Source organism: Longimicrobiaceae bacterium, assembly GCA_035936415.1.
GTDB lineage: Bacteria > Gemmatimonadota > Gemmatimonadetes > Longimicrobiales > Longimicrobiaceae > JAFAYN01.
Map to the genome: position 1 here is coordinate 1 of DASYWD010000496.1, position 3471 is coordinate 3471.

General features: G+C 72.4%; 3 protein-coding genes. All 3 read right to left on the minus strand.

The features are described from left to right. Positions 1-92 precede the first annotated feature (92 nt). Positions 93-311, minus strand: a complete 219-nt coding sequence (locus VGR37_20045; GenBank protein ID HEV2149703.1) for a hypothetical protein — start codon at positions 309-311, stop codon at positions 93-95. 261 nt (positions 312-572) lie between these two features. Next, the gene (ppk1, locus tag VGR37_20050) at positions 573-2774 is read right to left on the minus strand and encodes a polyphosphate kinase 1 (protein HEV2149704.1); all 2202 of its coding nucleotides are present in this window, start codon (positions 2772-2774) and stop codon (positions 573-575) included. Between the two features lie 41 nt (positions 2775-2815). Then, on the minus strand, positions 2816-3471 hold a 656-nt coding region (locus VGR37_20055), incomplete at its 5' end, for a L,D-transpeptidase (protein ID HEV2149705.1).

Below are 3471 nucleotides of genomic sequence, written 5' to 3' on the forward strand. Positions count from 1 at the left end.
CGCCCCGGCCGCTGCAGCGGCCGGGGCGTCCGTTCAGCGCGCCTCTTCGCGCGGTGAGCCCGCGAGGGCGCGCGACTTCCCGGGGCCCCGGGTTACACGGCGCACTGGCACTCCCCGTTCTCGCAGTAGCCGGCAGCGAACGGCCCCCACTGGGCCTCGCACTGGCTGTTGCACGCCTGCTGGTTGCAGGCCGCCACCGCCACCGCCGCCGTGGCGGGCGTGGCGAACACCTGCACGGCCCCGAACCCGAGCGCCCCGGCTGTCCCGAGGGTCAGGATCCCGTTGCGCAGCTTGCGAAGTGTGCGGCTCATCTCGTCCTCCTCTGTCTTGCGGTGTCCGCGGGGCCGTCCGTCCCGAGCTCCGGCCCCTCCTCCCTCGAAAGCGGGAACTCCCCGCGCCCGCCGGACCTGTTCTAGCGTAACCCTTTGCCCTGCAGTTACTTGTGTCCCAGGCGGCGGCGCATCGGAGTGCAAGATGGAGGCCAAACGCGTCCGCTAAGGCGCGCGTAAAACCTTTGTAGATATGAAATTGCATGGATCGGCCGGCGGTACGGCCCCGCCGTGTTCAGCCGTTCAGACCGCGGTCAGCTCCCAGGGCCGCGCGCCCTTGTGGGTGCGCTCCAGCGCGTCCCGCATCAGCAGCGCGTGGTAGTTCACCTCCGGCTCGCCCGGCGCGGGCCGCCGCCGCACGTACCGGCCGTCCGGCTGCAGCTCCCAGGAGAGCTGGTTGTCGCGGAGGGCGTGCTCCAGCATGCGGACGATGCGCTCCTGCAGCTGCGGGTCGGCCACGGGGACCAGCGCCTCCACCCGCTCGGCCAGGTTGCGGTGGCGCCAGTCCGCGCTCCCGATCAGGATCTCCGTGTCGCCGCCGTTCCGGAACCAGTAGACGCGGTCGTGCTCCAGGAAGCGCCCGACGATGCTGACCACGCGCACGTTGTCGCTGTAGCCGGGGAGCCCGGGACGCAGGCGGGAGTGCCCGCGCACCAGCAGGTCGATCCGCACTCCTTCGCGCGAGGCGCGGTACAGCTCCTGGATGATCTCCACGTCGTCCAGGGCGTTCAGCTTGGCGACGATCCGCCCGTCGCCGTGATGGCGCTGCCGCTCCACCTCCCGCGCGATCCGCTCCTCGAAGACGCGCCGCATGTCGCGCGGGGCCACCACCAGCCGCCCGTACTGCTGGTCCGGCGCGTACCCGGTGAGGAAGTGGAAGAGGTTCACCAGGTCGAAGCCGATCTCCGGGTCGCAGGTGAGGAGCCCCAGGTCGCTGTACAACCGCGCCGTGCGGGCGTGGTAGTTCCCCGTTCCCACGTGGCAGTAGGTGCGGGGGCGCCCCTCCTCGTAGCGCACCACCAGCGTGACCTTGGTGTGCGTCTTGAGCCCCACCAGCCCGTACGCCACGTGCACCCCGGCGTCCTCCAGCACCTCCGCCCACTGCATGTTGTTGGCTTCGTCGAAGCGGGCGGTGACCTCCACCAGCGCCGCCACCTGCTTCCCCCGCTCGGCGGCGCGCATCAGCGCCCGCACCACCGGCGACTGGTTGCCCGTGCGGTAGAGCGTCTGCTTGATGGCGAGCACGTCCGGGTCGTCCGCGGCCTCGTCCAGCAGCCGCTGCACCGTGGCCGAGAAGGAGTCGTACGGGTGGTGCACCAGCACGTCGCCGCGGCGGATGATGGCGAAGACGTTCTGCTCCTCCTCCGTCTCCCCCTCGTACAGGAACGGCTCCGGGACCACCGGCTCCCACGGGGGGAAGCGGAGCGCCGGGAGGTCCAGCTCCGCGAGCGCGGCGCAGTCGGCCGGTCCCAGCAGGGAGTCCGACTCGTACACGTCCTCCGGGGCGAGCGCCAGCTCCCGGAGGAGGAGCTGGCGCACCTGCCCAGGCATCGCCCGGTCCACCTCCACCCGCACCACGGGCGCGAAGCGGCGCTCGCGGAGTTCCTCGGCGATCTCGGCGAGGAGGTCCTCCGCCTCGTCGTCGTCGCGGGTGACGTCGGCGCTGCGGGTCACCCGGAAGGGGTGGACGCTGGTCAACTCCATCCCGGGGAAGAGCGCCGCCACGTTGTGCTGGATGACCTGCTCCACCGGAACGAAGTGGAAGGCGTGCTCCCCTTCCGGGACGGGGAGCCAGCGCCCCTGCACGGTGGGGACCTTGATCCGCGCGAAGTGGAGCGAGTCGCGCGCCGCGTGCCGGAGCTGCACGGCCAGCGAGAGGCTCAGGTTGGAGATGAAGGGGAAGGGGTGCCCCGGGTCCACCGCCAGCGGGGTGAGCACCGGGTAGAGCTGCTCGCGGAAGTGGCGGTTCAGGAGGTGGTGCTGCCGGGGGGAAAGGGAGGCGTAGTCGGAGACCACGACCCCCTTCTCGCGGAGCGCGGGGAGGAGGCCGCGCTCCCAGCACTCGCCCAGGGCGGCGTGCATCCGCTCCGCGGCGCCGCGGATCAGGTGGAGCTGCTCGGTGGGGGTCCGCCCGTCCGGGGAGCGGGCCACGACCCCGGCGGCCTCCTGCCGCTTCAGCCCGCCGACGCGCTTCTGGAAGAACTCGTCCAGGTTCGACGCGGCGATGGCGAGGAAGCGGACGCGCTCCAGGAGCGGCGTGCGCGGGTCGCGCGCCTGCTGGAGCACGCGCCAGTTGAAGTCCACGAGCCCCAGCTCGCGGTTGAAGTAGAGCGCGGGGTGGTCCAGCGGCGCCCCGTCCGGCACCACCTGGGGAACGACCGCCCGGGGGACGGTCCACTCCGGGGGGGCGTCTCCGGGGTGCGCCTCCTTCGCATCGGTCGCCATCGTGGGGGTGGGCCGTTCCGGTGGGCGGGGGAAGACGCGGGTCAGTAGATGTAGACCGGGGTGCCGACGGGGACCCTGCGGTACAGGAGCTCCAGGTCGGCCTCGCGAAGGCGCAGGCACCCGTGGGTGGCCACGTCGCCGACGGAGCCCTGGTCCGGCGTACCGTGCAGGTAGTACCCGTTGCCCATGTCCAGCTTGTACTTCCCCAGCTCCCCCGGGATGCGGCGGTTGGCCGTGCCGGTGGGCGGCGCGAACAGCGTGTCGTCGAAGACCGCCTCCTCCCCCTCGGGCACCGGCTGGAAGGTGCCGTCCGCCAGCACCCGCCCGATCCGGTTGCCCCGCACCGCCACGTAGCTCCCGTCCCCCAGGGGGAAGCGCTGCCCCCGCTCCACGAACTCCAGCTGCAGGCCCAGCTTCAGGGCCAGCTCCACGTAGTGCCAGTCGGGCGGGATCCAGACGGGGTTGCGCTGCTTGGCGGTGACGGTGCGGCGGCCGCGCGGGGTGCTGAAGTTCCACTCCCGCCCCTCGTACTCCAGGATCACCGCCTTTCCCACCGCGACCGGGGCGGCGTGCACCACCGTCGCCCCGTCCTTGAGCCACACCGTCCGGTCCGTGAGCGACACGATCAGACGGAGCCCCCGGGCCCGCTCGGCCTCGGCCAGGATGCGCGCGCCCAGCGCGTCGCGCGGGGCGGAGG